This window comes from Bradyrhizobium sp. CIR48 (assembly GCF_014198315.1).
Classification (GTDB): Bacteria; Pseudomonadota; Alphaproteobacteria; order Rhizobiales; family Xanthobacteraceae; genus Bradyrhizobium.
In genome coordinates, this window is the sequence record NZ_JACIHG010000011.1 from 243,677 (window position 1) to 269,047 (window position 25,371).

Annotated in this window: 23 protein-coding genes and 1 pseudogene; 11 read left to right on the plus strand and 13 right to left on the minus strand. The window is 58.0% G+C overall.

Translation table 11 applies throughout. The features are described from left to right. Positions 1-223 precede the first annotated feature (223 nt). The gene (locus tag GGD66_RS30800) at positions 224-880 is read left to right on the plus strand and encodes a response regulator transcription factor (RefSeq protein ID WP_128935414.1); all 657 of its coding nucleotides are present in this window, start codon (positions 224-226) and stop codon (positions 878-880) included. Between the two features lie 346 nt (positions 881-1,226). Continuing rightward, complete coding sequence (locus GGD66_RS30805) at positions 1,227-1,619, plus strand: response regulator transcription factor (RefSeq protein ID WP_183260094.1); 393 nt, start codon at positions 1,227-1,229, stop codon at positions 1,617-1,619. 45 nt (positions 1,620-1,664) lie between these two features. On the opposite strand, the gene GGD66_RS30810 is transcribed toward GGD66_RS30805, so the two are convergent. Continuing rightward, a complete protein-coding gene (locus GGD66_RS30810) occupies positions 1,665-2,177 on the minus strand; it encodes a molybdopterin-dependent oxidoreductase (protein WP_245473822.1) in 513 nt (170 codons plus the stop codon). A gap of 276 nt (positions 2,178-2,453) precedes the next feature. Next, on the minus strand, positions 2,454-2,990 hold the full coding sequence (locus tag GGD66_RS30815; protein ID WP_183260096.1) for a PAS domain-containing protein: 537 nt from the start codon (positions 2,988-2,990) through the stop codon (positions 2,454-2,456). Between the two features lie 325 nt (positions 2,991-3,315). Between GGD66_RS30815 and GGD66_RS30820 the strand changes: the two genes are divergently transcribed. Further along, positions 3,316-4,326, plus strand: coding sequence for a helix-turn-helix domain-containing protein (locus GGD66_RS30820; RefSeq protein ID WP_183260098.1), 1,011 nt, complete (start codon positions 3,316-3,318; stop codon positions 4,324-4,326). Between the two features lie 223 nt (positions 4,327-4,549). Next, entirely contained in the window at positions 4,550-4,957 is a 408-nt protein-coding gene (locus GGD66_RS30825) for a globin domain-containing protein (RefSeq protein WP_312014203.1), read from the plus strand. Positions 4,958-5,070: 113 nt separating this feature from the next. Here the strand turns inward: GGD66_RS30825 and GGD66_RS30830 are convergent. After that, positions 5,071-5,227 (minus strand): annotated as a pseudogene (locus tag GGD66_RS30830) (IS5/IS1182 family transposase); the annotation flags it as partial. Positions 5,228-5,367: 140 nt separating this feature from the next. Here GGD66_RS30830 and GGD66_RS30835 point away from each other — a divergent pair. The 4 genes from GGD66_RS30835 (at position 5,368) to GGD66_RS30850 (ending at position 13,601) form a co-directional block, all read left to right on the plus strand. Continuing rightward, positions 5,368-10,203, plus strand: coding sequence for an AAA family ATPase (locus GGD66_RS30835; RefSeq protein ID WP_183260100.1), 4,836 nt, complete (start codon positions 5,368-5,370; stop codon positions 10,201-10,203). An 848-nt stretch (positions 10,204-11,051) separates the two neighbouring features. After that, entirely contained in the window at positions 11,052-12,128 is a 1,077-nt protein-coding gene (locus tag GGD66_RS30840; RefSeq protein WP_183260102.1) for a LysR family transcriptional regulator, read from the plus strand. Positions 12,129-12,577: 449 nt separating this feature from the next. Then, complete coding sequence (locus GGD66_RS30845; RefSeq protein ID WP_183260105.1) at positions 12,578-13,306, plus strand: hypothetical protein; 729 nt, start codon at positions 12,578-12,580, stop codon at positions 13,304-13,306. Between the two features lie 79 nt (positions 13,307-13,385). Beyond that, the gene (locus tag GGD66_RS30850) at positions 13,386-13,601 is read left to right on the plus strand and encodes a hypothetical protein (protein ID WP_183260107.1); all 216 of its coding nucleotides are present in this window, start codon (positions 13,386-13,388) and stop codon (positions 13,599-13,601) included. Positions 13,602-14,151: 550 nt separating this feature from the next. On the opposite strand, the gene GGD66_RS30855 is transcribed toward GGD66_RS30850, so the two are convergent. The 8 genes from GGD66_RS30855 to GGD66_RS42465 all read right to left on the minus strand — a co-directional run bounded on the left by GGD66_RS30855 (position 14,152) and on the right by GGD66_RS42465 (position 21,015). Next, a complete protein-coding gene (locus GGD66_RS30855) occupies positions 14,152-15,069 on the minus strand; it encodes an NADP-dependent oxidoreductase (protein WP_183260109.1) in 918 nt (305 codons plus the stop codon). A gap of 563 nt (positions 15,070-15,632) precedes the next feature. Beyond that, complete coding sequence (locus tag GGD66_RS30860) at positions 15,633-15,989, minus strand: hypothetical protein (RefSeq protein ID WP_183260110.1); 357 nt, start codon at positions 15,987-15,989, stop codon at positions 15,633-15,635. Between the two features lie 841 nt (positions 15,990-16,830). Beyond that, the gene (locus GGD66_RS30865) at positions 16,831-17,376 is read right to left on the minus strand and encodes a carboxymuconolactone decarboxylase family protein (protein WP_183260113.1); all 546 of its coding nucleotides are present in this window, start codon (positions 17,374-17,376) and stop codon (positions 16,831-16,833) included. Between the two features lie 19 nt (positions 17,377-17,395). After that, complete coding sequence (locus tag GGD66_RS30870) at positions 17,396-18,046, minus strand: nitroreductase family protein (protein WP_246789039.1); 651 nt, start codon at positions 18,044-18,046, stop codon at positions 17,396-17,398. Positions 18,047-18,687: 641 nt separating this feature from the next. Next, a complete protein-coding gene (locus tag GGD66_RS30875; RefSeq protein WP_183260114.1) occupies positions 18,688-18,978 on the minus strand; it encodes a hypothetical protein in 291 nt (96 codons plus the stop codon). Between the two features lie 333 nt (positions 18,979-19,311). Then, positions 19,312-19,500: an OsmC family protein gene (locus GGD66_RS41690; protein ID WP_183260299.1), complete on the minus strand. Its 189-nt coding sequence runs from the start codon at positions 19,498-19,500 to the stop codon at positions 19,312-19,314. A gap of 346 nt (positions 19,501-19,846) precedes the next feature. Beyond that, a complete protein-coding gene (locus GGD66_RS30885) occupies positions 19,847-20,383 on the minus strand; it encodes a DUF1003 domain-containing protein (RefSeq protein WP_183260116.1) in 537 nt (178 codons plus the stop codon). 353 nt (positions 20,384-20,736) lie between these two features. Beyond that, positions 20,737-21,015, minus strand: a complete 279-nt coding sequence (locus GGD66_RS42465) for a LysR substrate-binding domain-containing protein (protein ID WP_409362387.1) — start codon at positions 21,013-21,015, stop codon at positions 20,737-20,739. A 32-nt stretch (positions 21,016-21,047) separates the two neighbouring features. Here GGD66_RS42465 and GGD66_RS30890 point away from each other — a divergent pair, with 32 nt between their 5' ends. The 3 genes from GGD66_RS30890 to GGD66_RS30900 all read left to right on the plus strand — a co-directional run bounded on the left by GGD66_RS30890 (position 21,048) and on the right by GGD66_RS30900 (position 22,648). Next, positions 21,048-21,383, plus strand: coding sequence for an FAD-dependent oxidoreductase (locus GGD66_RS30890; RefSeq protein WP_183260118.1), 336 nt, complete (start codon positions 21,048-21,050; stop codon positions 21,381-21,383). A gap of 59 nt (positions 21,384-21,442) precedes the next feature. Beyond that, entirely contained in the window at positions 21,443-21,805 is a 363-nt protein-coding gene (locus GGD66_RS30895; RefSeq protein ID WP_312014204.1) for a hypothetical protein, read from the plus strand. A 444-nt stretch (positions 21,806-22,249) separates the two neighbouring features. Next, complete coding sequence (locus GGD66_RS30900) at positions 22,250-22,648, plus strand: hypothetical protein (RefSeq protein ID WP_183260121.1); 399 nt, start codon at positions 22,250-22,252, stop codon at positions 22,646-22,648. Between the two features lie 568 nt (positions 22,649-23,216). Here the strand turns inward: GGD66_RS30900 and GGD66_RS30905 are convergent. Together GGD66_RS30905 and GGD66_RS30910 are read right to left on the minus strand one after the other, a co-directional pair. Next, a complete protein-coding gene (locus GGD66_RS30905) occupies positions 23,217-23,483 on the minus strand; it encodes a hypothetical protein (protein WP_183260123.1) in 267 nt (88 codons plus the stop codon). Positions 23,484-23,778: 295 nt separating this feature from the next. After that, complete coding sequence (locus GGD66_RS30910) at positions 23,779-24,519, minus strand: Crp/Fnr family transcriptional regulator (RefSeq protein ID WP_183260125.1); 741 nt, start codon at positions 24,517-24,519, stop codon at positions 23,779-23,781. Positions 24,520-25,371 lie beyond the last annotated feature (852 nt).

Consider the following 25,371-nt stretch of genomic DNA (forward strand, 5'->3'; position numbering starts at 1 on the left):
GCCCAAACGCCACCGAGTGATCCCGGGTTCCCTAAATCCGTCGCTGCTAACGGAGCGTGAGGTGAGCTGACATTTCATCGGGCGGCTACAGCGTGGAGGTGAGGACATTGGCGAACCTTCTCGTGGCCCACGAACCAAGGCGTTCCACGCTGGAACCCCTCTCATGTGTTGAACGGCCTTCGTGGAGGTGATATTTTTACACGAAGTTGGGAGAGATTATCTCGTGGCGCAGCATTCTATTCAAAAGCGTGCAGCAGCCGAGGAGCCAACTATCGCCGTCGTTGACGATGACAGGGACTTCCGCGACTCACTCGGAGATCTGTTCAACTCGGTCGGCTTCAAGGTCAAGTTGTTTGGGTCGGCCGCGGAGCTTCTCGAAGGCGAATTATTACCCGACGTGGTGAGCTGCCTTGTACTTGACGTTAGATTGCCGGGCTTGGGCGGTCTCGACTTCCAAACCGAGCTGTCGAAAATGAACGCTTCCATTCCCATCATCTTCATGACCGGTCACGGCGACATTCCGATGTCGGTTAAGGCGATGAAGGCAGGCGCTGTCGATTTCCTGACGAAGCCATTTCGCGATCAGGACATGCTGGATGCGGTGACGATCGCGCTGGAGCGCGATCGGACGCGGCGAAAGGTCGAGCAGCGGCTTACGGACCTGAAATCGCGTCTCCAACGTTTAAGCCCGCGCGAGCGAGAGGTGCTGGCTCTCGTGACCTCTGGCTTAAAGAACAAGCAGATCGCTTTCCAGCTAGGCGTAGCTGAGATCACTGTGAAGGCGCACCGCGGCCACGTGATGCAGAAGATGGGTGCGCAATCGCTAGCCGAGCTTGTCAGAATAGCGGAGATGCTTGGTATAAAGTTGCCACCGTCCTAATCGCTTTGTGGTGTCTCCATCAGCGAAAATTGCTTAGGCGCAAACCAACTGATGCTTTTGATGGATGCCGGAAGCGCCTCCCTGACGCGTCGAGCGCAATGACCTGGCATCAGCGCACGTGTTCGGAAGTGGCCCAAATCGGGTTGACCTATTCAGAAGTTTTGAATCACTTATTCTAAAGTATAACATCGATTATTCCGAGGTCTGGCATCCCCCGTCCACAATATAATCGCGGGTCCAAACGCTTCTCGTTATAGTACGATGCTTGGATATCCGCGCGGTGCCCTTCTTGAGATACGGAACGCGAAATGCGGCGGTCCGCATCCCCAGCATTGAAGGCGGGGATATGTCTAGCGAGATTCAGATTTCGATCATCGATGATGATGAGCAATCTCGCGAGGCGTTAGCGGGTCTCATGCAGGCAGTTGGCTTCACGACTGAGGCCTTTGCATCCGCAATGGATTTCTTGGCGTCTCCTAACGTCCGCCATACCTCCTGTTTGATTGTTGATGTCCACATGCCACGCATGACTGGGCCTGAATTGCATAGCCGCTTGGTAGGATCTGGCTATGACATACCAACAATTCTGATCACGGCTTACCCCGATGACAGCGCGCGAACTCGAGTTCTGGGTCAGGGCGTCGTAGGCTATCTGACCAAGCCCATCGACGAAGAGGTTCTGCTCGGATGCGTCCAATCGGCTCTGCAGCGCGCAAAATCGGATGAAAACCCATCATGACCGCGAAATCAGCTGCCGGCGCTCGGCCAGCTTCGGTCCCGAGTTTCAGCTCGAAGATCGTTGCTCTTTGAATGGGTCGCCGTAGATGTGATATCCGTTAAATTCCCATAAGCCTGGCGATTCGCGATCCAAAAACTCGATCCCGCGTACCCACTTCACGCTCTTATACGCATAGAGGTTTGGCACCACGAGGCGCAACGGGTAGCCATGCTCGGCCGTAAGGAGTTCGCCGTTATGCCGCAGGGCGAAGATAGTCGTCGGGCGCAGAAAATCTGAGATTGGCAGGTTTGCCGTGTGGTTATTCTCGCCATGGACCATCACATGCCGCGCCTCTGGCCGCAGCTTCACTCGCTTCATTAATTCTGTGGCGAGCAATCCTTCCCAATGATTGTCGAACCGACTCCAGTGCACGACGCAGTGCATGTCCGCAAATACTTCGCTCTGCGGCAGATTGGAAAGTTCTTCCCACGAAAGCCGCAGTTGCTCCTCTACCAGGCCGAACACTCGAAAATCCCACGTCTTGGGACGAAAGACCGGCACCGGGCCCACATGCTTCACCGGCCACTCGAGCGTAAGCGACTGTCCTGGGGGCAGCCGCCCAGCGGCACGCAACTCACGCTCTCGTTCACGTCGCTCGTTCGATCGCACAGCTACCTCCATCGCAAGAGCATGGCGCGCGCAAAAGCACCGCGCGCCCTAGTCAGCGTAACTTGTAATTTCCCGGGCCGAAAACGCGGTCAGCCGGGTGCGGCGGACAAACATTGAGCTTCTGGTACGCCACATGCCGAGAAGGCCCCTATGAAGAAATACGGAACCCGAAGCGGCGAAGGAGCCTCACTGCTCCTCTCCCTCACCGATCTCGCAATCGGAATTATTTGCAGACTCGGAGAGTAAGCCAGGGACAGTCTTGCTGGTATTGTGACGGAAAATGTTGACGGCTCCGATCACTTCGTCGTCGTTGTCACGAATCGGAAAGACATTAACGAGCGCCAGAAGACGATTGCCGTTGGGATGCTCGCAAATCACATCGGCGTTGCGAACGGTGGCGCCGTTGTTGATCACCACGGATGGTGGTGCAAGTTCGTGCGGCATCACTTCTCCTGAAGGGTAACGCAGAAGGTGTGACCCGCAATACTTCTCCGAGGCTCCCAGAGACGGCGTGCGTCCCCAACCCGCGATTGCAGCTTTGTTGCACTTGACGACAGTGGCATCCTTTTCGAGAACGTATATCCCTACTGGGATAGAATCCATTGCCGCTTGGTCTGCAAGAATTCCTTTTGTGACGAGGTGCCCGTCGACGACGTCTCCTCGGAAGTCGATTTTGTCGAAGTCGCCATCCAAAATCATCGTGCTTGTTGCGTTGGTTGCCATTTTCAACCTCCTTTGTGTACCCACCTTGTTCATAGGACCTATTCGGCCTTACACTCGAATTTGAGTAAGCATAGTCTCGCAGGTCACTACCGTCGTCTCACCGTGCGCCGCATGATGTCTCATTTTGCGCCGATCGCCATTCGGTTGTCGTTCAGTTAAGGCCGCGGAGAGGCGGGTGCGGTGATCAGCTCGCCGCTGGAACCGAGACGCAAAGGAACTCTCCACATCCGCCCTTAAAAAGTGGCAGCCCCCAAAGTCTGGCACCCTCGCTTTGCCGATGTAACCGGTCTAAGTTAGGTTCCAAGGCATTTGGTCGGCCCACGGGATGATCATGCAAGTCCATTTTTCCACGGACCATATTGCGCCGCGCGACCGCGTGAAGTTCTGGTGCGACTATTTCGCGAAGCAGGCCCATAGCATCACGCCGGGCGAGATTCCGGATCCCGCTGCCTTTCGCGCGGAAGCGAGTGGATCGATTGCAGGCGAATTTGCGCTGCTGGAGATAAGTTCGGGACTTGAGAGGGTCCAACGGACGGCGGCCGACGTTGCCAGGGACAAGATTGAAGCTTTCTTCGTCAGCCGATTTCGCGCGCCGGTCATCTGGAGGGCCGCGGCACGCAGCACGCCAGTCGACCTGATTCATGAGCCCGGTGATTTCTGCATAAGCTCGACCGAATGGCAATTCAACGCGGAATGGAAAGGCCCAGAGTCGTTCGATATGCTGATCATCCCGTGGGCTGCACTCTCGCCGATTATAACCGGGGGTCGACTGGAGCGCCCGTTTCGGTTGGCCGGTGCCTCGCCGCTCGGCTCGCTGCTCGGCGCAGCTATTGATGCGGTGAAGGCGCAAGCCCCGCTGCTCTCCAACGAACACGGTGAAGCTGTGCTGCGCAATCTCTGCGGTCTCGTGGCACTGAGCTGTAACATCTCAAACGAAGGCATCAATCGGGGGCGGGATTCGCTACAATCGGCGCGGCTCGCGGCCGCCAAGCGTTACGTCGACCTGCATCTCGCCGATCCTTCCCTGACCGCCGCCAGCGCCGCGGCCGCACTCGGCATCTCGGCGCGCCAGTTGCATCGCCTGTTCGAGGCAAACAATGTCAGTTTCGCCCGATACGTTTCGCGCGAGCGACTGCTCCGGTGCCGCGACGCCATCGCCGACGCGACGGGAACCGGACGATCGGTGATCGATATAGCTTTTGGCTGGGGGTTCAACAGTATGGCGACGTTTTATCGCACGTTCGCAAGCGAGTTCGGTAGCCCGCCCACCATGCTGCGTGCGGCATCGCAAGGACGAGTGAATGGCCAGCGCACGACAGGAAAGGACACATCGTGAATGCGCTCGGGGCGATCTCCAGCTTGGCGCTAGATGAGACGTTGCCTGGCGCTAAATGAGACGACCTCGCAACTGCTTCCGTGTGAATGACCCACGGAAATCGCGCCAATGAGATGCGTCGGGTTGCACGACGTTTTTATTCGCCTGAGGTCTCGCATCCGATTGCTATCATGTGTCGCGCGCAGCCGAGTGAGCCGCGCCCGCACGCAAAGGAAATGACATCGTGGATGCTGTGCAGCAGGAGCTTGTTCAGACCACCTTCGCCCGGCTGGCGGCGATGCCTGAGGTCGCCGGGGCGTTGTTCTACGAGCGGCTATTCGCCACCAATCCGAATTTCCGGCCGCTATTCAGAAACAACATGCGTATTCAGGGCGTCAAGCTAATGACCATGCTCGCTATGGTCGTCTACAATCTACCCGCGCTGGATCAACTTTCACCCGCGATCCATGACCTTGCCGTCCCCCATGTCGAGTACGGGGTTAAGCTCGCCGACTACGACGCGGTGCGGGAAGCGTTGCTCTGGACCCTCGAACAGGCGCTTGGAGAGGATCTCACGCCCGCCGTTCGTGAGGCGTGGACGGTCTGCTACGATGAACTTGCGGGTGAGATGAAGGCGGCGGCCGGCGTCTGATTTACGATCTCCCGCCTGGCACTAAGCGCCTTTTTTTCCTCTCTGGAAGCGGTGATCCCGATATGTCCGTTCCGGGTCTTGGTTGTGTGCAAACGGATAGGATCGGCGCGCGGCCGTTGTCGGCCGACGTTTATGACCTCGTGCGTAACAATCAGATGATGTCGCGGTGTCCACCGCGACCTGGACATTATAGCCGACGACACCCGATCCGCGTCCGCTGGTGGCCATCGAACGGGCATCCGGATCTATCAGCGATATCTGTTGATCCGGCGTACTGCGCATCGTACGCATACGACGAAGACCGCCTGATTGACGCATGCGCGCGAGAGCCGGGTAGCGCTATGATAGCGCTGCGTGAAGGTTAGGCAGCTTGCTGAACTGGTGATGCTGTGGCAACAAGAATGTCACCTATGCCGGGGCTCTCGGGGTACGTGCTGGCGCCCCTGCGGGAAAGCGCAGACTTTACCCTTTACCGCGGCCGAAAGCACGACGCCCCCTCGCCGGTCCTAGCGATCGCACTCTTCGAACAGCCGTCGCCTCAAAGCATCAGGCGGCTCATGCACGAATACTCGCTCGGAGCCGAACTCGATCCCGCGTGGGCTGCCAAGCCTCTGGCCATTGCTCGTCACGAAGGGCGTATGATCCTCTTACTCAAGGACCCTGGCGGTCAGCCGCTGGATCGGATTCTTGAGCGTGACCAGGGGCAACCGCTCGACCTGACTCGTTTCCTTAGAACCGCCATTGGGTTGGCAAGAACACTCGGGCAAGTCCATCAGCAGGGCTTCATACATAAGGATATCAAGCCTGCGAATGTCCTCGTCGACGACACCGGCAACGCGTGGCTCACGGGATTCGGGATTGCCTCCAAACTTACGCGCGAGCGCCAGTCGCCCGAACCTCCAGAGTTCATCGCGGGAACGCTCGCCTACATGGCACCCGAGCAGACGGGACGAATGAACCGTTCGGTCGATTCTCGGAGCGACCTTTACTCGCTTGGGGTGACCTTTTACGAGATGCTGACCGGGAGTCTTCCATTCGCGGCCTCCCACCCGATGGAATGGGTGCACTGTCACATCGCGAAACAACCAGCCGCACCCAGCGAGCGCGTAGGAACCGTACCGACCTCCGTCTCCGCGATCACGATGAAGTTGCTCTCCAAGACGGCGGAGGAGAGGTATCAGACAGCGGCGGGAGTTGAGAGCGATCTTCGGCGCTGCCTCTCCCAATGGGAGTCCCAGGGGCGGATCGATGACTTCACCCCTGGCGCTCACGACACCCCAGATCGCCTTATGATCCCCGAGAAGCTGTACGGGAGGGACCGCGAGGTTGACGCTCTGCTGGCCGCCTTCGACCGCATCGTACGTGGTGGCCGTGTAGAACTGGTGCTGGTCTCCGGATATTCCGGCATCGGCAAATCCGCAGTCGTCAATGAGCTCCACAAACCACTCGTGCCGCCACGCGGCTTGTTTGCATCAGGCAAGTCCGACCAGTACAAGCGCGACATTCCGCATGCCTCGTTGGCCCAGGCGTTTCAGAGCCTCGTCCGGCGGCTCCTCAGCCAGAACGAGGAAGACCTGCGCAAATGGCAGGACGCACTTCGTGAGGCGCTGGGTCCCAACGGACTGCTCCTCGTCGATCTGGTCCCGGAATTGAGGCATGTCATTGGCGAACCGCCGCCAGTGCCCGAATTGCCGCCGCAGGAAGCGCAGAGACGTTTTCAGATCGTATTTCGACGGTTCATCGGCGTATTTGCGCGACCCGAACATCCGCTCGCGCTCTTCCTCGATGACATGCAGTGGCTAGATGTCGCCACACTCGACCTCCTTGAAGACCTGTTGACCCGCAACGATTTGCAGCACTTGCTCCTCATTGGTGCGTACCGGAACAACGAGGTCAATGCCACCCACCCGCTCCTGCGTAAGCTGGAAGCGATCCGTCAGGCCGGAGCGGCAGTGCAGGACATCGTTCTCACACCACTCAGTCGCGATGATCTAGGCAAACTGATTGTGGACTCCCTTCACTGCCAACCGGAGCGTGGCGCCCCACTGGCGGACTTGATCCACGAAAAGACCTCGGGCAACCCGTTCTTCGCAATCCAGTTCATTTCTACTCTGTCGGACGATCGCCTACTGAAATTCGATTATCGCGAGCGCCGTTGGGTATGGGACCTGCTCCGCATTCGTGACAAAGGCTTCACGGACAATGTTGTAGAGCTGATGGTCGAGAAGTTGAAGCGCCTTCCGCCAGAGACCCAGAAGGTACTCCAGCAGTTCGCCTGCATGGGCAACAGTGCAGAGTTCGAGATGCTGCGGATTGGGTATCAGCGCTCGGTCGAGGACATCCACGACCATCTCTGGGAAGCCGTGCGATCGGGCCTCATCTTCCGTGCGGACAATTCCTACCGTTTTCTGCACGACCGCGTGCAGGAAGCCGCCTACTCGCTGATTCCGAAGGAGCTGCGTGCCGAGGCTCACCTGCGCATCGGAATGCTACTCGCCGAGCACACGCCCGCTGAAAAACGTGAGGAGGCAATATTTGAGATCGTCAATCAACTCAACCGGGGCTCCCATCTCATCACCTTAGTCGAGGATCGCGAGCGCGTCGCGGAACTTAATCTGATCGCCGGCCGGCGCGCGAAGCTCTCGACAGCATACGACTCGGCGCTCAAGTATCTCAGAGCCGGCAGAGCCCTTCTTGAAGAAGAGACTTGGAAACGTAATCACCAGCTCATCTTCTCGATCGAGTATTTGACAGCCGAGTGCGAGTTGCTCACTGTCACGGTTTGCCTCGCCGCCGGGGATCCACTCGCCGAAGTGCAAAAGGAATGCGAGAACGGCCTGGCATCCGCTAGGCGGGCGCGTTTCGGCCTGGCCATCGAGCGCTGCGAAGCACAACTCGGTTTGATCCTCACCTTGCGCGGGCTGACTGCAACTTTCGGATGCCTGGATCACGAGCGATACAGTGAAATCGATACCGAACGCCGCTTAGCCAAGAGCCCCGACTTGGTGCTCGCCGAGTTCTATTACTGGACGCGAAAGCTGCAGGCGCACTTTTTCGCCGGAGACCTTGCGTCGGCGGTTGACGCCTCGCTACACGCCGAACCGCTGCTTTGGACGTCAGCGGCAATGTTCGAGTCAGCGGAGTATCGGCTCTATGGCGCGCTGGCGCATGCGGCGGTCTGTGATCACGCCACACCGGAGGAGAGACCGAGGCATTTCGATTCTGTGCTGGACCACTACCGGGAGCTCCAAATGTGGACCGAGGCCAATCCCGAAACCTTCGAAGATCGCGCCGCGTTGGTCGGCGCCGAAATCGCGCGCCTTGAGGGCCGGGTGCAGAACGCTCAGGAGCTGTACGACAAGGCCATCCACGAGGCTCACAAACACGGATTCGTGCACAACCAGGCAATTGCCAACGAGATTGCCGGCTGCTTCTACGCGGAGCGCGGTTACGAGAAGATCGCGGCGACCTATTTGCGGGCTGCGCGGGCCTGCTACCTGCGCTGGGGAGCCGACGGAAAGGTCCGCCAACTTGAGGAGCTTTATCCGCACCTCAACGTGGACAAGTCGATCCCGGATTCCGCGGCGACGATAGTGACACCCAGCGAGCAGCTCGACTTGACTACCGTACTCAGAGTGTCGGAAGCAGTGTCAGGCGAGATTGTCTTCGAGAAGTTAATCAACACGCTCATGAGTTCGGCAATCGAACACGCGGGCGCCGATCGAGGTCTCTTGATACTTTCGCGAGACGACAAATATCAAATTGAAGCAGAAGCCATAACCAGCGGTGACAACGTGAACGTGGTCCTGAAACAGGCACGCGTCACGGCCGCTGATCTACCGGAGTCTGTGTTTCACTACGTCCTTCGGGCAAAAGAAAGCGTTCTCCTGCACGATGCGTCCAGTCAGAGCTCGTTTTCAGCGGATGCCTATATTCGCGACCATCGCTCGCGGTCAGTGCTCTGCCTCCCGATACTTAAGCAGACCAGGTTGATCGGAATGCTGTACTTGGAGAACAACTTTGCGACTAACGTGTTTACTCCTGCTCGAATGGTGGTCCTCACACTGCTCGCTTCCCAGGCGGCTATCTCAATAGAGAATGCCAGCCTGTACAGCGAGCTAGCCGAGCGAGAGGCCAGGATCCGACGGCTAGTGGATGCCAACATCATCGGCATCTTCGTCTGGGATCGTGACGATAGGATCATCGATGCCAACGAAGCTTTTCTTCGCATCGTCGGATACGACCGCGACGATCTCGTCTCCGGTCGACTGCGCTGGCGGGATCTGACGCCCATCGAATGGCGCGATGCCGACGACCGACGCGTGGCCGAGCTGGAGGCGACCGGAACCGTGCAACCCTATGAGAAGGAGTACTTCCTGAAAAACGGCAGCCGCGTGCCGGTGCTAGTCGGGGCAGCGACGTTCGGCGGGCGACACGACCAGGGCGTTGCCTTCGTGGTCGACTTAACGCAGCGCAAGCGGGCAGAGGAGGAAATTCGCGAAAGCGAGCGGCGCTACAGCGAGGTGCAGATGGAGCTCGTGCACGCGAATCGAGTCGCAACAATGGGGCAGCTCTCTGCTTCGATTGCCCATGAAGTCAACCAGCCGATCGGCGCGACGCTCAACAATGCCTCAGCGGCGTTGCACTGGCTAAGCAAAGAACCGGCAGATCTGGAGAAGGCTCGTCAGGCTCTCAACCGGATCTTTGCAAACGGCAATCGCGTCAGCGAGGTCGTCGGCCGAATGCGCGCGCTTTTCAAAAAAGCACCTCTCCGGAAAGAAGACGTGGACATCAACGGAGCAATCCTCGAGGTCATCGCCCTGACCCGTGGCGAAGTCGAGAAGAATGGCATTGTGGTGCAGTCACACCTCGTGGACGGCTTGCCGCTCATTCAAGGAGATCGGGTGCAGGTGCAACAAGTGATTATGAACCTGATCATCAACGCGATCGAAGCCTTGAGCTCGATCTGTGAAGGGGCGCGAGAATTGGTGATCACCACCGATAAGAGCGAGCCGGATGGCGTTCTTGTCGAGGTGCGGGATTCAGGTCCAGGCCTGAGCTCAGCGGATCTTGAGCGCGTCTTTGACGCCTTCAATACGACAAAGCCCGGCGGCTTGGGGATGGGTCTGTCGATCTGCCGCACCATCATCGAAGCGCACGGGGGACAACTGTGGGCGACGGCCGCCGAACCTCGGGGAGCAACTTTTCGATTCACGTTGCCCGCACAGTCAAATCGAGCCGCGTGAATCGAATATCCTGCAGCGAGCCAACAGCGAAGCGACTATCTATCGGAACGCAAGACTCTTGGTGTCTTTCGACTTTCCGATTTCAAGCACGTGCCCGTCGCCGCCGTGACAGAGCTGCACCCTGTTATTGAGTTCGCCCGTTGTGTCGCCTTGATGCAATGACAGCTGGCGCCCCCAAGATCGCAAGCGCGCTTTAATTTTTAATTCAAAATGGCAGCTGCCAATCAATCAACCAAAGGCGACTTGTGCAATCTACTCTGACTTCTAGGACACGGCTGTCTTTTAAGCCAACATAGATTGACAGGTGATCGAGACCACGGAGCTTTCGGTCACGCCAGTGACGAAGCAGAACTACTCACTCGATAAAGCCGCAAGAATGATAACGCCGTAACAAGAACTGAGCTTACCGTCGCGCTCAATCTGCTCTATCTCTGGCGAGACATCAAGACAGGAGCCTCACGGATAACCAGGATGCGAACCATATTCCCTGCGCCAACTGCATTGCCCACCGGGGCCGATGTGACCGTGAGGGGTACTAAACGCTGTGCCCATGACGCCGACATCCATGGTCGCCATCAGCACATCGAGATCGGATCGAGGCAATGCAGGGTTCATGATCCAAGGTTTTTGCCGGACCCTCGAATTGGGCTGATGTCATCGTCCGCAGCGCTAGCAGTAAAGAGCGTTGGCAAGAGAACTTTTCGCAAGGCGGATATCGAGAACTCCGGGTCGATGCATAATTCCCATTTCGTCAGAAACTCCACGACCAATCCTTTTGCCATCGCCCCTGCTTCCCATGGCAACGGGCTGAAATGGTCCGGACCATCGCAAATCTCTCGGGTGTGAGCATGCATCTGCAGTTTCATCAGGTGCGGTACTTCTTGGCCCTCGCAAAGACGCTCAATTTTACGCAAGCGGCAAAGCAATGCAATGTGACTCAGCCGGCACTGACAAAGGCGGTTCACAAGCTGGAGGAAGAGCTCGGCGGAGCGTTGATTCACCGTGAACGTCGTTTCACCCAACTCACCGAGTTGGGCAAGATGGTTTTGCCCACGCTCGAGCAAGTATTTGCGGCCGCGGAGGCGGTACGGCTTCAGGCGCGAAGCTATCAAAAGAAGACAATCGCCAGGCTCAAAATAGGACTGTCGCCGTCAATCTCCGCCGCACTCATTACGGAATTGCTCTCGGAGCTCACCACGACCATCCCTGACCTACGTTTCGATCTGCGCGAAGCCGATGCCAACCGGCTCGTTGCGATGCTCTTGGATGGCGAAATCAATGCGGTACTCGTCGGCGACGCTGTGGAGCTGCCTGAGCGTATCGATCGCTGGCCGCTGTTCGAAGAGCGGTACATGCTCGTCCTCCCTCGGGAACATGTAATGGCGAGGAAATCCGTCATCCCGCTACAAGACTTGCACGAGTTGACGTTTCTCGAAAGGGTAGGATGCGATGTCGCAAGTAGATTGGTGCGGGCTTGTCTTGTTGACAATCAAGGTCCAAAAATTGTGCACAGCAGCGATCAGGAAAGGCATCTTCAGCAAATGGCATCCGCCGGTTTTGGAGCGATCCTAGCCCCCGAGCACGCTCCCAGGCTGCCATCGCTCGCCGGTATTCCGATTGAGGGCGATCCCGTCCGGCGCGAGGTGCAGCTCTTGGCCGTGGCGGGAAGGCGGTATTCGCCAGCGCTTGACGCCTTTATCAAAATTGCTCGTGCTCGCGATTGGACGAGTGTGCTGGACACAATCCGCAACGCATCTGCGCCTGCCTCGAACAACGACAACATTCGGGAGCCTGACGCACAAGGTGCAAGCTCCCTGTTTGAGTCACGGCTCCGAGTCGATCGCTCACGAGATCCTCGGATAATTCGGAATGAAGATCGGGAAGCACGAGAACTCCCGCAATCTCACTCAGTCGAGCGGCGGTGACTACTCTCGAGAAACGAGCTTGATCTGGCGGAGGCATTCGAGATCTTCGGGCCGCTCCTCAGAATGAGGGCAACTCTGTCTGCAATCCTCGGGAGCGGCCCTCCGCTAGAGAGCAGAGAAGTCCCGACTGGATCCGCTGCCCCGCCGCTTCGGCAGACCCGCAGCGCGAGAGGAAGATCAAGTCTGGCTTGCCTGCTATGAAAGTCACTCTGGTCGCGTAGGGCTCGCCTACACAGAAAACCATGCTCGCATGGCAATCAGTCGCATCAAGTACGAGCCGGTTGCGGCAGGACCTGTCGAAGGTGGCGCCATTCGAATGTGCATTTTTCTCCATTAGGCTCAGGCTTCCTAGCGATCCGCTGGAATCTTACCAGGCATGGAACCCCCTGTTGCGTCTCAACGTCGTAGAGGGTCGCCCAGGAGCGTGGCCGCTGTCCGCATCATCAGAGATGATTGAACTCTCGTTCGGACCGTTCGCGTCTGAAAGCTATAGACGCGCCACCGCCAGAGAGAATGAAAACGATAACGATACTGCATTTCTAACTGCGCGCGAACAAGAATACTGTCCTCATGCACCTCATCGATACTTCGTGGCAGCACGGGTCGCCCAATCACAACGCGGCTGGTCTGGTTTGCGCCGCCTCTACTCTCGATGTCCCAATAACTCGATCGAGCAGCCCAGCATGCAGGATTTGCCTTTGCCCCTTTGCAACGCCACAAAGTCCATCCACACCTACCTAATCGACTATCCTGTAGCCATCGTCTTGATGGTCGCGCCGTTCCGGTTGAACTTTGGCAAGAACAGTCCTGTCGCGCTCTGGCTTTCCGCCGTGACCCGCGCGCCGGCGCTGCTGCCGCCGGGTTTCGTGGACCACACGACGGGGCTCGTCCGGATGATTCGCTCCTGGCTGCATCTGTGGCTGGATAGCGCATTGGACGCGATTTCCGTCACTGCCCCGTCTGCTGTCCATTTTGGTGGGCCTTACGTCTGGTACTGCTGGGTTCTCGCGGCTGCGGTCTTGCTGACGACTTCAGTTCTCAGCGCGATCGAGGTCGGCACTGCATTGGTAGCCGACCTCGACACGCGGGCTATCGTGTCGTTCGATTGGATTCTAACGCGGCATCCCCTTCCAAATTTGCCCAAAATAGGTACGTCACGCCGATCGACGGCGGAATAGATCGTAGCCGCCGAGACTACAATCGATACGGTTTATATGTCCTCAATCAAAGAAAGAGAGGCGGCGCGGGTCGGCCGAGATGGCTAGCGCCTACATCCTGCGCGGCGGCGCCTTGCCCGACACCGAGCTGTTCGCTTCATCGGGACGTAGCTTACAACGCTTACGCGATTGGCGGTTGGCTGATGATCAAGTGGTTGTCGATAGCGACTTTCTGAACTACCGGACTGACCAAGTGGTGAATTCCGTTCAGAGCGGCTGGGGGCCATTCGACGGGGCGGCATCCCATCAAGACTAATGTCGGTGGTTACCAACAGTATGTAAGTCGGAGCATGTTCTTGGATGCTCGATTGGCCGCGGGTAGACCCTAGGGGGTAAGGACGGTTTTCAGCTCTACAATCGCTCCTTTCGAGAACGCGACGCAGCCACTAAGGCCGCAGCTGCACCCCGGACGGCATGACGTAACACCATACCACATTTTATTAGTTCCGCGACCGACAATGAGCGCACAGTAATCCGCGAGAGCCTGTCATGGCACTAGCTGGTCGACTTGCTCTGTCTCTAAGACATTGCGCATTGATCGACTCGCGCGGAAACTATTGGTCGCTTTCGAGACGATCTTCCGACTCCCACTATCAACGTCCCGTTCCGGTTCGCGAATGTCGTTTCTCATTCCCTCGGCGCTATAAGCTCAAGGGCATGCGATCTAGGCCCGATCCGTTCGACCGACGCAAGTAAGCCAATCCGCGTAGCGCGACCGAACGGCCCACGTGCTTTCACTTCATCGAAGAAGGCAGCCTGAACTGGGCAATGCCGGTCGGCCACGTGCATCGATAGGCACGTGCCGTTCACGGACGAACGCGGATGATTTTCTTCCCGTTGATCCGCTTGGTCTGGCTAAAGGCGGCCACCGCGTCGTGGAGCGGCGAGACGATACCGATGTTCGTCCGCAGCCGTCCATCTCGCACCCGCTGGACGATCTCACCTAGTTGGACGCGATCGGACTCGACTACAAAGTCGATTATCAAGACGTTGTCGGGCCGTGTCTCGCTCGGCCCGACAATGGACACCAGCGTCCCTCCGGCTCTAACCAGGCGCGCGGACCGCTTTCCAATGTCTCCACCAATAAGATCGAATACCAGATCGACGTCGCCGACGTCTTCCAAGGCGTCGTTCTCGAGGTCGACGAACTCCTGCGCGCCGAAGTCGAGCGCCTTCTGACGATCCGCGGCGCGTCCGGTTCCGATGACGTAGGCGCCGGCCTGGCGTGCGAGCTGGGTCACCATCGAACCGACTGCGCCGGCGGCGCCGTGCGCGAGGACGCTCTGGCCTGTCCTGAGGCGACCGTGATCGAACAGTCCCTGCCATGCAGTCAGGCCCGAGATCGGCAAGCTCGCGCCAACCGTGAAGTCCACGTCGCCCGGCAGCGGCGCGAGATTGCGTGCCTCGACCGCGACGTACTCCGCCAAGGTACCATCGCGATACCAGTCGGCGAGGCCGAACACTCGCTGCCCGAGCGACAGCCCTGTCGTGCCATAGCCGACGGCGGTGACCACTCCGGCCAACTCGTGCCCGGGGACCGACGGCGTCCGGTCCTGGTCTCGGCGATCAGTCCAGGTCGAGGGCCAGGCCAGCTCAGTCCCAACGAATCCTGACGCATGAACCTCAACGACAACGTCGTTTATCGCGGCCTGCGGCTCGGACCGCTCTCCCAGCTTCATTCCGGCCGTTCCCGCGACCTGGTCGGTCACTATAATCGCTTTCATCGTCCACCTCTTCGAGTGTGGTATGTCATCATGATCGAATATTTTCGCAGAGGATCGAAAATACGATGTGAAACTCGGTGGTCCAATGACCTGTAGCTATGGAATCGATGCCATCGATGCAGCGCGCGAAAGGTCAAAGGTGTGGTACGAGTAGAGACATCGGCTTCCTACGACGAAGCTGAATTGTGAGTGGGTGGGAAGATGATTTCCAGTCGGCATTGGCGTCTTCAGCCATAGGCCGGCCCGCTGTGGAGGCCGGCGGGACGTGGTTGACGTCTGCCATAGATCGTCTGCAAGACGCGCGGCGGCGCTGGTGTCGAGGACCATGTCGGCGCAGCTCTTCCTTATCGACGAGTAGCCCGAGCGGAACTCTCGACAATCGCCAAAAGTGTTGACGCGAGTATAGAACGTCGCTTGCGAGCGCGGAGGGCGCGGTCGTCAGGGTGTAGTCGAGAGCGTACAGGTTAGGACACTGCTAGAATTGCGAGTGCGCTCATGGCCGGGGCACTCGACATCGAGATCGATTACGCGGCGGCACTGAAGGAGCGAGATACGACATGTTTTCAGTGATTTTCGAGACGCTGCCAAATAGAGAGAACTGGGATGACTATCTCCACAACGCTAAGATACTGCGTCCCCAGCCTGAGCAGGTCGATGGCTTCGTCGACAACGTCCGCTACCGTAGCTTGACCCGCCAGGGAGATCCTTTCACTCTCGAACTGGCGGGATGAGAAGTCGCTCGTGCGCTGGCGCACCTGCAGGCCCATCATGAGGTTCAGCAGAAGGGCCGCGACGAAATCCTTGCTGACTACCACCTGCGCATCGGCCAGATCACTGCTGACAATCAAGTGCCGCCGGGGTACGCCCTCTCCGAGCAAAGGCTCGATGAGACCGAAGTCGGCGAGGGGAACGACGGTCACTCTGATTAACGCGCCTCGCCCCGTGGAATGGAAGCGGACCAACAACGCCTACGAATGCGCCGAGCGGCTCGGCCTGAATCCATGGGCCGCCGAAAGCACGTCCTCGGACATTTTCGATGCTTTCACGCCCGGCGATCTGATTCTGCTCATGTCTTGGAAGAACGCGGCTGCAGCGTAGGCGTACGAAGACACTTCCGTGCTGGATGACAGCGCAAGGGTTCGGAGAGTACGGATTGTACGCGACTATGGGAAGTACGACCGTCGTGAGGCGCCTCAGTATTTCTCAGAGGCCAAGGGCGGCGAGACCATCCCCGCCTGACATTGCTCGTCCTGGAGCCCGAGCAAAGTGGATTGTGGATTAGGCTTCGACATGCCTCTCGACGCTTACCCGCCGCTCTCCGACGACTTGTTGCCAATCAGGTCCTGAATGGAGCGTTGGCTTCACCAGGTCGTTCCTTAGGAGCCTCTACCCCCCGGACACGACTGACGAGCCCTCAAGTGCGTACAGAGCCATGCCTAGGATGGTGAGGGTACAGCCCTAGTCCTGCGCGATCATTTTAGTGGGTGGCTTGCAACCGAAACACGTTCCCATCAGTCGGTCCATAAAGATTGTAGCGAACGACCACCTTCGACTGAAATAACGGTGTGTGAAAGTGAGAGACGTGAACGCGTCGCGATTCATACCGGAAGACGACGTGGTCTCAAACGACGGCTCGGCTCCAACGTTTCGAAGCCACAGCCCGTTGCAAACTCGTTTGCGTCTCGCGGCTTAAGACCAGCCTGCTTGGATCACATGCAGCCCCAAACGCCTCTCGAGATGGTAAATGCGACAGGATCGCGTTCAGAGGGAGCCGGCCGGCGTGACGGCGGGAAAGTCCTTCTCAGGGTCGAACACGTTATTGAAAAAGTTCGTCAGAGAGTACATGGCCACGAGCGCGACAATCTCTATGACGTTCGCGTCCGTATAGCCGGCGTCGCGGACCGCTTTCAGATCGGCATCACTGACATGGCCTCGTGTCTCAATGACCTTGCGCGCAAACTGGACGGCAGCGTCCCGCCTCGGATCAATGGCGTGCCCCTTCCGAGCAAGAGCTATTTCATCGGCCGGAAGCTTGGCCATATGCTCGGCCGTAAAGCTATGAACGGCTAGGCAGTAGTTGCAGCCGTTCACTTCAGAGACAGCGAGGCCGATGCTGTCCCGTGTCTTCACGTCGAGCGCCTTGCTCAAGGCTCCGAGCAGGGTGGCCCAGGCGTTGAACGCGATCGGGCTTTGCGCGAAGGTCACCATCATATTTGGGGTGAACCCGATGGTCTTGGCAAACGCATCAAGAGTCTGTTTGCAATCGGCAGGTACCTGTTCCGGCTTCAGAGCTGCAGTTCTTGGCATCGTAGTCTCCGAATTCATATCACACGAGTTCCAGCACATCGCTCACCGGGCGGCGCGGCTTCTGCGGCCAATTTCCCGGGCGCTCCGGCCCCACGGACAACAGCATGACTGGTATTTCGTCCTTGCTCAGCCCGAACTCGCGGTGCACTGCGTCAGCGTCGAAACCGATCATCGGCGTCGAACCCAGCCCTAGCGAACGGGCCGCATAGATCATCGCCGCCGCGCCGAAGGTGCCGGTGCGTACAGCTTCGTCGCGCTGGCGCTGCGGGTACTCCATGTACAGATCGCGTGCGGGGATCTCCCATTCTGGCACCATCTCTGCAGGCATGATGCCGGCTTTCACCAGAGGTGCCAGACGATCAGGTATTACGCCCGAGTCGGCCAGTTGGCCGCAGACGATGAAGGTTACGGCCGCCTCGGTGATCGCCGGTTGACTCCAGGCGATCGGACTCAGTCGCGCTTTGGCTTCCAGTGTGCGCACGGCGATGAAGCGCCAATTCTGCAAATGGAAGGATGTCGGCGCAGTGGTGCCGATCCGCACAAGCTCACGGACTTCTTCGTCGCTCAAAGTGGCGGCGGGGTCGTAATACTTGGCCGCACTTCGGCTCAAGATACAGTCGATGACGGCGTTAGTCATTGGGATTCCATTGGTCATAATCGTTCTGGTCATGGCGGTTCCTATGCGTGCTGGCAATGCTGCGGCGATGAGGCTGTTCGACATCTCATTCGAGGGCAATGTGAGTTTCCCAGCTTGCCCCGGCGGGTCTGATAGGACGCGGTCGGCGGATCTGGTTGTCTCTGGCCCGCCGTTCCCCCGCCTGGTACGTCGGAACGATTGTCTTTATCCTCCACCCACTCGTGTGCGATGGGGCCGTCATCTTCCGCATTCCTTTGCATACGAACGAAGCTATTGCGACGAAGCTCGATGAACCAATGACCTTTGGTTATGGATTTGATGCCACCGACGCGGCGCGCAAGGATCAACGAGTGTCAATAACGTCCGCTCCTCATGATGAAGGCGACTCTTAGTGCACAGAGAGTGTTGATTTTCTCCGACCGATATCATTCGTCAGATGCGGAGGCAGCCTCGACCTGAGGCCCGGAAGCTTCACGGACCTTGTTCAGGACGTCGGCTGGTTCTTGGCGGAACGTAAAGTCAGGTTCGACGAAGGCGTCCTCGACGATCCGTCACGAAAGTCGCCGGAATCGGCAGCATCCACTCGGTCGACCCATGACGGCATCCGACGTCGAAACCTTGCCGCACATAGTGCGCCTTGTTTCTGTCAGGGACACGAGATAGGACGCCGCAGACTACTGCCTTTCTGCATAGTCGATGTCCCCGAGCATCGCTGGGTCAGGTGGCGGCTCTTCTCGAAGCTCGCCCTGGAGGCCGAGGACGAACTTGCGACTCAGGGTATCGGACACCCTTTCCGGATTCCCGAGCTGGCCAGCGCCGAGCTCAGTGAGCCAGTCGCGCGCGAATCCGACGGCGGCAAAGAGCTCGGTTGGGTCGCAACGTCGGCGCGCGTAGTGTGCAGCGCTTACCTTGGTCTCGCGCCGCCATCCAAAGAGCCAGACCGACGTGCTCATCAACAAGGTCAAGCGTAAGTCGTTCCGATGCCCAGCGCTGGATGTCCGGAACCTGACATACTGCTTGGATGATAGGCTGCCGCACGGCACCTACAGTGATCGACTGCCGAGAGACGCTTAGTCCGGATCGATATACGGGATCTGAAGTTCAGCAAGATCATCCTCATAGCTAGCCTGAGTGATTGCGCTACGGCTCGAAGTTGTGACGTCACCACAGGTGCAAATGTCCGCGCTAATGCCGAGAATTTGGCCTACGGAGCAGAGATTAGCGGCCCCAGCAAAAGTGCGCGCTGTTGCACGTCGAGTTCTCCCTCCAATTTCAGAACGCGCACAAACGAATCTCTTTCACCCTGGGCGCCGTGATGAAAGCTCACGACCCACTTCCACCCTCTTCAGCGGAAGCTGCTTGCGCCGCGCCTCAAAACACACGGTCATGGCGGTGCACGCCGCAAGAGCTGCGCTAAGAAGGTCGTAAGGATTGGGACCGGGTGATATATGGCCAGGCCATCCGGTCCGCCGATACGAAACTGAAATGCGTCGAGACGGCCAACCAGCGCGTCCGCATTGGCGGGATCATTGGCGACGACAACTTCAGGGATCTTGGGTGCCTGGCCCTGTGGCGCCATAGCGTGCCCTTCCGCTGTAGTGAGCGCATTACTGAAGCGGCGGCGGCGGCCACCATATCGTCTTACCCCGCGAGCCCCACCCTGCCGTCAGCGCGGCATCGGCGGCGGCACTAACTAAAAGGTTTGATTCGCGGAACGGCATGTTGAGGCCCGTTCACCCCACTTGGCAGGTTCCAAAAATGCAGATGTGGGACGAGGAGTCGTGCTGGGCCACCATCGTTGCGGGAAATCGGTTGCGCCTCGTAAAATCCGGGTTAGGGAGCGGAAACGTCTTGTCCATCGGGCCCGACCAAGTCCGCTCGATGAGACTGCTTCGTTTGCAGGAGTCGATCAGTCAGACATTTGACGGCCTCGGTCAATCTGAGGACCTCTCTCGCTCGAAGTTCATCTATCTTTTCGTGCAGGAGCTCAATTTCTAGTTCGGCTTTGACGTTAATCCGGTAATCGTTTTCTGCTGCTCTTCGATCGATATCTTGCTGCCTGTTCTGGCTCATCATGATGATCGGCGCCGCATAGCTGGCTTGAACCGAGAGAGCGAGATTCAAGAGCGTGAATGGAAACGGGTCCCAACTTCGCGCGGCGCCGAGAAGATTGATTGAGACCCACGCAATCAGGAGGCTGGTCTGGACGATGATAAACTTCCAGGAGCCCATGACGCCTGCGACCTTGTCCGCCACACGTTGAACGAGTGAGAGCGACTCCATCGGATCGCACATGTCAGTCGGACGAAAACGCAATGAGCTACGCAGCCGCCGCAGTTCGGCGAGCAGTTCATGCTCGGTGGGCTCCATGCTATCAGTTTCCGGTTCTACAGATTTGATGGCCCTGCTCCTAACTGGGACGCCGGGGCGCGCCGCGCCGTTTGTCATTCCCAATTAACTGCACTGAGGCGACGCCAGATCGTCCGAGCTGTCGATTCAACCAGCGTGAACGCGCGTGGATTGATAACCGCGTCGTACTGGTTTGAGATTCGCTCCACCCCAGCCGGTGCGCTTTATCATCTTATCCAGCGATCACGCTGGTAAAGGTATCGTATCCATAACCACTAGGAATGCTCAGCGTCGAAGCTCCCTGATGAGAAAGTCCGTGAACGCACGCGCAGCGGGCTTAATGATCTTTCCGTTCACGAACAATGCATTGATTTTCATCGAACCGAAGTCCCAATCGGCGAGAATACGACGGACGCCCCACTTTCCAACTCAGCCTTCGCACCGATGAGGCTTGAGGCGACGATCCCCAGCCCGGCCTTCGCGCCGGTGATAGCGCCTTCATTGATTGTCACTGTCAACTGACTTTGCACACGGACGGACGCGACTCGCCCTTCCTTGCGGAACGAGAGCGTCGGTGAAAGATGGGTAGGGCAGACGATCATCATATGGTGAGCAAGATCCGATGGCGTCAGAGGCGTGCCATGCTCTTCCACCCGGGTCCTACACGAATCGTGGCATTAAGCTGATGTTTTGCGACAGCATCTGCCGCCTCAAGAGACGTGACGGGGACGTCGGCGATGGCGACGACGCGGGAAGGATTGACGTTACGACCGAACAGGGCGGGAGGCTGGTGGCCGACCAGGTACTGCTCGCCTTCGGGCGCGCTCCGAACACGAATTCGCTCGGACTCGACCGCGCCAGGGTCAAGACTGCGGCAGACGGCGGAATCATCGTAGACGCTAACTCGCGCACGAACATCGAGAATATCTACGCTGTGGGCGACGTGTCGAACCAATTCAACTTAACGCCCGTCGCGATCCGCGAAGGCCAAGCGTTCCAACAGTGCCGATCTCCGGGCTAGAGAAGACCGCGGTTGGTATATTGGAGTAGTCGACCTGCCAGGCCCTTTTGCCGAACACCGTGTCGGCTGGTCTGACGGAGCTGGAAGCCAAGGCTCAGTACCTCGCAGTCGACGTCTACAAGGTCCGCTTCCGCCCGCTGAAGGCGGCCGTAACGGGGGATTGCGAGGCCTCTCTTCTGAAGGTCGTCGTGGATAGCGAGTCTGACCGGATCCTCGGGATCCATATCTTCGCTCACGAGGCCAGCGAGTTGATCCAGGTGCTCGCGATCGCCATAGGCAGCGGAGCAACCATAAAAGACTTTATGTCGGTCATGGCGGTGCATCCAACAGTTGGCGAGGAGATCGTCGGAATGCGTACGCCGACCGTGCGTTACGATCGGCGCTACGCCGCCGCACCACTCGTCTCAGGCGCCGCTGTTTGACTCAGCCGCAGCTGGCTCGGAAAGGACCCGCTCGGAGCGCCGCGGAACGTTGAGCTTCCTAAATGCTAAAAGCTTAGAGCGACCGCGAAACAATCGATAAGGTCGGGCCGCCTCCATAGAGAGCGCTGCGGGCTTGTGCTGCTTGCCTGAACCAGCCACTTGTGGAACCTGCTCGCTCGCTTACGTGCGAACATCCGAAATCTCCGACGGCGAGCAAGACCAGCCGCCATTTCGCTAGCCCATAGCGAGGCGCGAATGGAATGGAAACGATAACAATCCGCCATTTCTAGTGTTTGGCGTTTCGGCTTACCTTTCGGTGCGTCTAACCGGACTCGCGGCGTTGTGCACAGTGCCCGGCGCCATGCGGAGGCCCCATCGTCCTCTTGGATGGAGGCAATCTCCGCGTCGCAAGGTCCGGCCCCAGCAATCGCGCAGGAGTCGTCGATGTCATTTCGCTTCATCACCAAAACTTTCCACGCCTATCTGATAGATTATCCCGTCGCGTTAGTCCTAATCACGGCGCCCTTCGTGCTGAAGCTCGGCCAAAGCGGACCGTTCGCAATGTGGCTTTCGGTTGTTGTCGGTGTCGTCGCGCTGCTCTTGGCCGTCATGACCGACCATCCCACCGGGTTGGTCCGCATCATTCCTTATTGGCTGCACCTTTGGGTCGATCGTGCAGTTGGCGTTGTATTTGCTATCGTGCCGTTTGCCTTTAAATTCGCTCAGCTAGATGCCCAGTACTACTGGCTTCTCGCCGCCGCTATCCTACTCACGACTTCAGTTTTTAACGCGCCTGAGGAGCCAGTTGTGACGCCTTCGGGATCGTATCGGCACAGCAGTTGAACTCCCCATCAAAGTCGAGGGCTGATAGCGGCATCTCCGTCGCAATGGGTCAGTACCTCGAAAATACAGGATCCGCCCCAGTTCGTTTTCTGGCAACGTTTAACAATAGCTACCTCACCGGATGTCAATGACGCGGCCGGAGCTTGTCATCGTGCATCTGAAGTTACTGACAAGCGATGGTACACTTCTAAAGACCAAAGGCTCTCGTGGGGTTCCTAGATAGCGCAGCAAGCAACGCTATCCCTCCGCTCATCCGTTTGCGGCGGGTGCCCGGATCTCGGTTCATAAAGCGTTCAACGAGCTTCCATGATTTCACTTGAATTGCCGCGCGACTGTGGCGCGCGACATGCTGCACAGGTCTGCGGGATTGGGCAGCTACCATGCGCTGGCCGACAGATGTCGGTTAATCCGTTTCGAATTATTGACCCCTTCTTCTTCGGCGCAGCTTCGCTGGTAGCCTTCAGTCCCTAAAATTTGGCGGCATTCCACGACCGGTCCATTGAGATGTTGCTTCGCGGGTGCACTGCGCAGATTGGGAGACAGCCACAAGCTGCCCTGATTACACACATTAGATCGACTTCAATTTTGACTTCGGACCGATCATGGATCCTCTAGCAGCGATAAGTCCGGCCTGGGTGATCCGAAATCTCCCCCACCCACTCAGAACTATCCATCTGTGATCGCCGGCAAACCCAATTCCGCGCTCAGATTCGTAATCGTTGAGACCTGCCTCTGTGAGCCACGCCTGTGCCATAGCGTCAGCGATATCGATATCCGGTCCGCCCCCATGGTCGATGAGGACCCGCATCACACGCAAAGCTTCTTGTTCTTCCATTCCCGTGCTCCTAATTCCCGTGCGGTCGGGTACCGCCGGGTCGTGCGCCTGCCTTGCCACTTCGGACAGCGTAGTCCTACAAAAGGGACACAAATGCGCCTCTCGTCTACCAGCCCTGACGAATGTTGGAGAAACTGAAGGATACCTAACTCGTCTCGTCTCCGCACGCGAAGTTAATGACGGGGTCCTCGAGATCAGTTGTGGCGGATTCGCTTGAACAAGCAGATCGAAGAGATGGGGGCCAACTGCAACAAACCTTGGCAACCAGCCATTTCTGGCTTGGCATAGCAGATAACTATCGATTCCCATGCACCAACGATTCGCCATTCGGAGCGCCAATATTCAGCAGTTGTCGCTGGTTCTCGCGCTCGATCAAGCTCCAGCAATGGCAGGAGATCTGCGCCAGCCGAAAAGCGTCGCGGACGACGAGGCAGCCACGCATCATTTCGATAAGCCCATCCTCCCTGAATTGAAGAAGACAGTCCGTAACGCCTGCACGACGCACTCCGAGAAGCTGAGCAAGCACTTGGTGCGTAAGAGGGATCTCGTCAGATCCCAGGGCATTGCGAGCGATCAGGAGCCATCGCGCAAGGCGCTGCTGTAGTTGATGGGACGTATTACATGCCCCTGATTGAGCGGTCTGAATGAGCACGGAAGCGATGTAGGCATGCACCACGCTGCGGAAAGTCGGCAGACGAGCAATCGCCTCCTGAAAGCGATCCACCGTGAGTCGATTAGCCGCGCCGGCCACCTGTACCATTCGACGGTGCATCGGCTGCGTTTTTGCCGTCAACGCGAGATGTATTCCCGCCAGCCCTTCTGACCCGATCAGCCACACCTCAACGAACTCTTGCGGCCCCACCTTGGCACCGACCGACACAAGACCACTCTCAATGAAATAGACGTGTTGCATGCGAACGCCGTAGCGATGAAGAACTTGCCGCTTCGCAAGCGGCACCTCTTCCGAGAGCAACAGAACGTGCTTGAGTTCATCAGGTGGAAGTAGACGTAGTAATCTGTTGCGCACTTCATACATCAGATTCTACGTTCTAATACTTTCTGAGCAACCGAGCTGTCCAACTGTACGTTTTCGTACCAAAAAAAATGAGACGGAAAGCGACGTAACGCGCTCGCCGGTCAGCTCGGATTTAGTGACGGGCCGGGGACTTGGATCGTGCCGCTACCAGACCTGAGTGTGGGAGGATGGTGCACGACAAGTCGACCGTAGCAGCTGCGTCATGATCAAGATGGTCTAGGTCAATGCAGCGGCACGCGCAACATCGATTGGTCCACGGCGGCAATGGAGTCTCTGCAGTTGGCGCCAGTTGAGTTCCTGGTGATGGCACCTGCGGATCGCGTCGGCAATAACGATCGTTTATCGACTCTATAGCGGGACGTGATTTCCCTCGCCAGCGCTAGAAGGTCATTCTCGTCGGTGGTGGACAGTCATTATCAACACGAATAGGGGCCGCCATGAAGATTCAAGTGGGAAGCGTGGCAATTGCTATTCCTCTCGCACTGCCGCAGACCCCCGCTAAATGGTCTGCTGCACCGATTAATACCAGTTCGATCAAGGTGGCGGTACCGGCCGTGACAACGGACGTGCGCTATTGGGCGCCGCGGGGTCATCCCGATGCTTCCTACTGAGGCTCTCGCCGATAGTTCGAGTTGGGGCAATCCAACGTATGATTCATATCATGGAGCAGACCGCCAACGATATTACACGTCAAGCTTCCCGCACCAAACCTCAGCGCTTTTGCGACGGCGTCCTGGACCGATACGCCGACGTGTCCGCCGTAAGGATAAACTTCCCCTGCGTTCTCCTGAGGAGAGATCCTGAAATGAACAAGGCTGCAGAACCCCAGCCGGCCACTCGACGGGATGTCGC

Bases quoted from the DNA above. Each gene is read 5' to 3' on its own strand.
- GGD66_RS30900 (WP_183260121.1), top strand. From the start codon at position 22,250: ATGTCATTTCGCTTCATCACCAAAACTTTCCACGCCTATCTGATAGAT.
- GGD66_RS30820 (WP_183260098.1), top strand. From the start codon at position 3,316: ATGATCATGCAAGTCCATTTTTCCACGGACCATATTGCGCCGCGCGAC.
- GGD66_RS30845 (WP_183260105.1), top strand. From the start codon at position 12,578: ATGATTGAACTCTCGTTCGGACCGTTCGCGTCTGAAAGCTATAGACGC.
- GGD66_RS30840 (WP_183260102.1), top strand. From the start codon at position 11,052: ATGCATCTGCAGTTTCATCAGGTGCGGTACTTCTTGGCCCTCGCAAAG.
- GGD66_RS30905 (WP_183260123.1), bottom strand. From the start codon at position 23,483: ATGGAAGAACAAGAAGCTTTGCGTGTGATGCGGGTCCTCATCGACCAT.
- GGD66_RS30910 (WP_183260125.1), bottom strand. From the start codon at position 24,519: ATGTATGAAGTGCGCAACAGATTACTACGTCTACTTCCACCTGATGAA.
- GGD66_RS30890 (WP_183260118.1), top strand. From the start codon at position 21,048: ATGTTTTGCGACAGCATCTGCCGCCTCAAGAGACGTGACGGGGACGTC.
- GGD66_RS30850 (WP_183260107.1), top strand. From the start codon at position 13,386: ATGGCTAGCGCCTACATCCTGCGCGGCGGCGCCTTGCCCGACACCGAG.
- GGD66_RS30815 (WP_183260096.1), bottom strand. From the start codon at position 2,990: ATGGCAACCAACGCAACAAGCACGATGATTTTGGATGGCGACTTCGAC.
- GGD66_RS30835 (WP_183260100.1), top strand. From the start codon at position 5,368: ATGCCGGGGCTCTCGGGGTACGTGCTGGCGCCCCTGCGGGAAAGCGCA.
- GGD66_RS30855 (WP_183260109.1), bottom strand. From the start codon at position 15,069: ATGAAAGCGATTATAGTGACCGACCAGGTCGCGGGAACGGCCGGAATG.
- GGD66_RS30805 (WP_183260094.1), top strand. From the start codon at position 1,227: ATGTCTAGCGAGATTCAGATTTCGATCATCGATGATGATGAGCAATCT.
- GGD66_RS30870 (WP_246789039.1), bottom strand. From the start codon at position 18,046: ATGACCAGAACGATTATGACCAATGGAATCCCAATGACTAACGCCGTC.
- GGD66_RS30885 (WP_183260116.1), bottom strand. From the start codon at position 20,383: ATGGAGCCCACCGAGCATGAACTGCTCGCCGAACTGCGGCGGCTGCGT.
- GGD66_RS30865 (WP_183260113.1), bottom strand. From the start codon at position 17,376: ATGCCAAGAACTGCAGCTCTGAAGCCGGAACAGGTACCTGCCGATTGC.